The sequence below is a fragment of the Pseudomonadota bacterium genome, assembly GCA_018823135.1.
Classification (GTDB): Bacteria; Desulfobacterota; Desulfobulbia; order Desulfobulbales; family CALZHT01; genus JAHJJF01.
The window spans coordinates 1-5,368 of sequence record JAHJJF010000119.1 but is presented as its reverse complement, the minus strand read 5'-3'; the positions used below and the strand labels follow the sequence as shown (position 1 = coordinate 5,368).

The 5,368-nt window shown below is 46.9% G+C and carries 4 protein-coding genes; all 4 read left to right on the top strand.

The annotated features are described in order from the left end of the window. Positions 1-1,423: hypothetical protein (locus KKE17_12630; protein ID MBU1710842.1), on the top strand; the 1,423-nt coding region annotated here is incomplete at its 5' end. Positions 1,424-1,585: 162 nt separating this feature from the next. Beyond that, on the top strand, positions 1,586-2,458 hold the full coding sequence (locus KKE17_12625) for an AAA family ATPase (GenBank protein MBU1710841.1): 873 nt from the start codon (positions 1,586-1,588) through the stop codon (positions 2,456-2,458). A 55-nt stretch (positions 2,459-2,513) separates the two neighbouring features. Continuing rightward, positions 2,514-3,344 (top strand): CpsD/CapB family tyrosine-protein kinase, encoded by an 831-nt coding sequence (locus KKE17_12620; protein ID MBU1710840.1) that lies wholly within the window; start codon positions 2,514-2,516, stop codon positions 3,342-3,344. 207 nt (positions 3,345-3,551) lie between these two features. Further along, positions 3,552-5,368, top strand: a 1,817-nt coding sequence (gene glmS / locus KKE17_12615) for a glutamine--fructose-6-phosphate transaminase (isomerizing) (GenBank protein MBU1710839.1), incomplete at its 3' end; no start/stop codon positions are given.

The following is a 5,368-nucleotide window of genomic DNA, read 5'->3' as shown; positions in this document are numbered from 1 at the left end:
GTATCAGCAGCAGCAGATAAATCCATCAAAATTCTCTCCTGATCTGAAAAAAAGAACGGAAGAAATGGTCCATAACGTGAGTCTTCAGGTTACCAGCAGGACAAGTCTCGAGGAAGTGGTAAAACGCTATGATCTCTACCCGGAGCAACGCAAGAATCTTCCCATGGAGGACGTGATTTTCAGGATGCGCAGTGAGGATATTCAGGTAACACCGGAGAAGCAAGGGGATATTTTTCGTGTGAGCTATAAGGGAAGTAATCCCAAGAAAGTCCAATTCGTAACCAACGCCCTTGCCGCAAAATTTATCGAGGAAAACCTTCGTTTCCGCGAAGAGCGCGCAACCGAAACCTCAGCGTATGTGCAGGATGAATTACGCATGGCAAAGGAGGGTTTGGATAAAAAAGAGGCGGTGATGCGGGATTATAAGTTGAAACATTATAATGAATTGCCGGAGCAGCTGCCTATCAATACGACACGATTAAATGCCCTTCAGGAGCAATATCAGAACAATCAGACAAATGTACAGAGTTTGGAGCATACACGGTTGTTGGTTCAGGAACAGATAACTTTCAGAAAGGACATGATAGAAAATCTGGCTGCCAGCAAAATAAATTCCGGGGGAGATCCGTTTAAGATGGAGCTCGGTCGAGATGCCGAGCAGAATAGAGAAATTTTAAAAAAGAACCTTGAGTCTTTGCGGGCCAAATACACCGAGGAACATCCTGATATAAAAAGATTAAAGCGGCAACTTGAAATGCTTGAGAAAGAGACGGCACCTGTCTCCGGACCAGAAGGAGAAGAGACCCCTGTCGTAGATCTTTCCCGAGGTGATAAGCCGGTTGAGCAATTGGGACTCCAGTTAAAGGAGATTGAGTTTAACATAGAGAGATTGAAAAACGAAAGAGTTTCTATTCGCCAACAGATTGAACAATACCAGCAGTGGGCGACCGCAGCCCCGATCCGGGAAGCTGAGTGGTCGTCCTTAACCCGCGACTATAATGAGCTTAAAAAACATTATGAAGGCCTGGTTGCCCGGGGCCTTGAGGCGGATTCGGCGGAGAGTCTTGAGCGTCGTCAAAAGGGAAGCCAGTTTAAAATCGTTGATCCGGCATATTACCCGGAAAAGCCGATTAACCCGGATTTCAGGAAAGTATTGCTCATGGCTGTTGTCTGTGGGCTCGGCGTTGGTTTTGGTATTGTCTTTTGCCTTGAGTTTTTTGATACTTCTTTTAAGGATGCAGGGGAGGTGGAAGACTTTCTTGGGCTACCGGTTATTTGTGCTATTCCTGTTATTCAGAGTGATAAGGACAAAAAGAGAAAAATAGTGTTTTCGATTCTCTGGACCGTTCTTTTCATAATCACTGTGCTGGCCATTGGCGGAGGCATGGCATATCTTTACCTGCAAGGACTTATTATCATATAGTGAGGAATGACCGGAATCCGCCACCGTCAAAAAAAATATCCGGCTGTGCTGAAGGCATTCAGTTTGCGGCCTATGGGCTGTAAACTGGGAAAATGATTTTTTTAGATTCATGTCACAAACCAAAGAGATGACCCTCTCTAAACTGATCGATTATAAGAATCTATGTATGAAAAGTATTTCGGCTTCAGCAAAAAGCCGTTTGATATAACTCCGGACCCGAATATGGTCTATATGAGTGAGGGCTATAAAGAAGCGCTTGCGGTGTTGCGGTATGGAGTGCTTGACAAGAAAGGCTTTATCCTTCTTACCGGCGAGGTGGGCACGGGCAAAACAACCCTCTTGAAATTGCTGATGAAAACTGTCAGCAAAAACGTTCATGTCTGCACTATTTCAAATCCCAGATTATCAATTGATGATTTTTATTATTATCTTTCTTCAGAGTATTCTTTGGAGATATATGATGGTAATAAGGGTAAATTTTTAAAGAATTTTGAAGGATTTGTTGAAAAATGCTGGGAAAAGAAGCAGCAGGTGCTCCTGGTTGTTGATGAAGCTCACCTTCTGCCGATAGAACTTATCGAAGAGATCCGTCTTCTTTCCAATCAGGATCAGCATATATTGAGTATATTTCTAGTCGGTCAACCCGAGCTGAATGAATATCTTGACCAGAAAAGACTTTTGCCGTTACGTCAGAGAATAACCTTAAGTTTTAACCTGGAGCCTTATCCATCAGGCGAAACGGAATATTATATCCGATTACGCCTTCTCCGGGCCGGCGGTCAGCAACTCGATCTTTTTACGGATGAGGCCATAGAACTCATCCACAAATTAAGCAAAGGCATCCCCCGAGCAATCAATGTATTATGCGACAGAGCATTAATGACGGGTCTGGCGGAGAATAAACGGGTGATTACCGAGGATGTTATTTGTGAATGTGCAAAAGAATTACAATTATTTATGCCGGAAGTCCGGGGCCAGGAATTAAATGGCAGGAATGGGGTCTGGGGGCGGCTGAAGTCGGTATTGAGCTGCTGAGACGAAATTGTCAACCAGGCGGTTATTGCAGAAAAAATTATAGCGGAGTGATATTTTGGGGAAGGTTCATGAGGCGCTGAAAAAGGCGCTCAAAGAAGAAAATTCAGGAAGTGATGCGATGCTGGCAGATCTTGAGGCGGATCTGGGTAAGGCCTCAGAGGTAAGCCACGGAGCGGAACGGTTACTGTGGAATGAGAAACTGTTGGCAGCCAATGAATCACGCTCGGAAATTTCTGAAAATTTCAGAAGATTGCGGACTAAGATACTTCATCCACAGGAAGGCAGGCCTCCAAGGGTTATTCTGGTTACAAGCGTTGCGCCCGGGGAAGGTAAGAGTTTTGTCTGTGCAAATCTTGGAGTTACTCTTGCAACGGGTCTAGAGCAGCATGCCCTGCTGGTTGACTGCGATTTGAGAAGGCCCACCCTTGCCGGCATGTTCGGCTTGAAAAATGATATCGGGGTTGTTGACCATCTCATGGACGGAAAAGATATTTCCCATTTAATCAAAAAGACCAGTTTAGATAAATTATCAATTATTCCCAGTGGTCGTCCGCCGGTCAATCCTGCTGAAGTTATCGGCTCCGAGAAGATGGTTTCCCTGATAGAAGAGGTGGTCAATCGCTATGGCGACCGATATGTCCTGCTCGACGGACCTCCCATGTATGCGGCATCCGAAACCATGGTTCTGGCCAAATTTGTCGATGCTATAGTCCTGGTGGTGCGGTGGGGTGTTGCCGGGCGGGAACAGGCCAAGGAGTTGATTGAAAGCCTGGGCAGGAAAAAAGTAATAGGAATTGTCTTTAACGCCTATGAAGAGAGCAAGCTCGGTTCGAAACTTTCCGGATATTATTATGATCAATATACTTATGGTGAAGAGAAAAAGTGAAACCTGAAAGCGTATAGGGCCGGAAGTTTGAAGCTCAAGGCTTTGAGGTGGAAAGATAAATCCAGGGGAAAATAACGGTAATTCTGTGGGAAAGCAAAAGAAAGTTATTCACTAAATTGCACTTCCATTGCTGAGGAGGACGGTTTGATTTTTCAGCGGTTAATTTTTAACTTCGTTTACAGGAATAACGCTAAGCAGAGGTGAGTTATGTGCGGGATTGTTGGATATGTCGGGCCGCGGCGGGTTGTGCCGATTATTCTTGAGGGGCTGAAAAAGCTTGAGTACCGGGGCTATGACTCTGCCGGGCTGGTTCATATTCATGATGGGAAGCTCGAAAAGCACCGGTGCAAAGGAAAACTTTCGAACCTGGAAGAACTCCTTGACAAGGTAAGGGATGCCGGCAGCCATATTGGGCTTGGGCATACCAGATGGGCGACCCATGGCCCGCCAACCGAAGAAAACGCGCATCCTCACAGCGATTGTTCAGGGCGCATTGTTGTTGTGCATAACGGCATAATTGAAAATTACCATTCGCTACGCGAGAATTTAAAGAAAAAAGGCCATACATTTACTTCAGACACGGACACAGAGGTGCTTGCCCATTTGATTGAAGAGTATCTCAAGGATGATCTGGTATCTGCGGTGCGCAAGGCCTTAAAAAAAGTGGTGGGCTCTTATGCCCTGGGCGTACTCTGGTCGGAGCAGCCGGATACGCTTATCGCGGTGAGAAATCAAAGCCCCCTGGTTTTGGGTTTTGTTGAATCCGGCGGCAGTTTTATGGCCTCAGACATCCCGGCCTTACTTCCCTATACACGAAAAATGATCTTCCTTGAGGACCAGGAAATGGCGGTTCTTAAGGAAAATGAATTGAATGTCTTCAGCCTGGCATCCGGAAAGCCGGTCAAGAAGGAGGTTCAGGAGATCAACTGGAATGCCGGAATGGCGGAAAAGGCCGGATACCGGCATTTCATGCTCAAGGAAATCTATGAGCAGCCCCAGGCGATCCTCAATACTTTCCGGGGTCGGATTGATCCTGAGAGCGGCCGTGTATCCCTGCCCGAGATTGGTCTTTCCCCTGCGCAGTTGAAAAAGATAAAGCGCGTTTCCCTTGTTGCCTGTGGCACTTCATGGCATGCGGCGCTTGTTGCCAAATACTGGCTTGAGAAATTTGCGTTGATTCCGGTGGATGTGGATATTGCCTCGGAGTTCCGCTACCGCAAACTCCTGCTGGATGAAACTGTAATGGTTATCCCCATATCTCAATCCGGCGAAACCGCCGATACCCTGGCAGGCTTACGCCTTGCAAAAAAACTCGGGGCCAAGGTCATATCGATTTGTAATGTTGTCGGCAGCACCATCACCCGGGAATCCCACGGAACAATTTATACCCATGCCGGGCCGGAAATCGGCGTTGCTTCGACCAAGGCATTTACCAGTCAGTTAACCGCGCTTTTCCTGCTGGCGCTTTATCTCGGTCAGGTAAAAGGCACTGTTGATTCGAAGTATTCTGAGGAAATGGGTCATGCGTTAATGGAATTGCCGGTGCTCATCGAAAAGGAACTTCCAAAGCTTCAGCAGGAAACCGATATCATTGCCGAAGAGTTTTCACGGGCGCGGGATTTTCTGTATCTGGGCCGTGGGGTGAATTTTCCCATTGCCCTGGAAGGGGCGCTCAAACTCAAGGAGATTTCGTATATCCATGCCGAGGGTTATGCGGCAGGCGAGATGAAGCACGGACCTATCGCCCTGATCGATCGGGATATGCCGGTGTTATCCCTGGTGCCCAAGGACAGTGTCTATGAAAAGGTCATTTCCAATGTTGAAGAGGTAAAAGCGCGTAATGGACGCTTAATACTCGTGGGAACCAAAGGCGACCGCGGATTGAAACGAATTACCGACCATGTTCTGTATCTGCCGAAGATGCACGAGGAATTGAATCCGCTTCTGTACGTAATTCCTTTGCAGCTGCTTTCCTATCAGATAGCAAACCTGCTGGGGTGTGATGTGGACCAGCCAAGGAATCT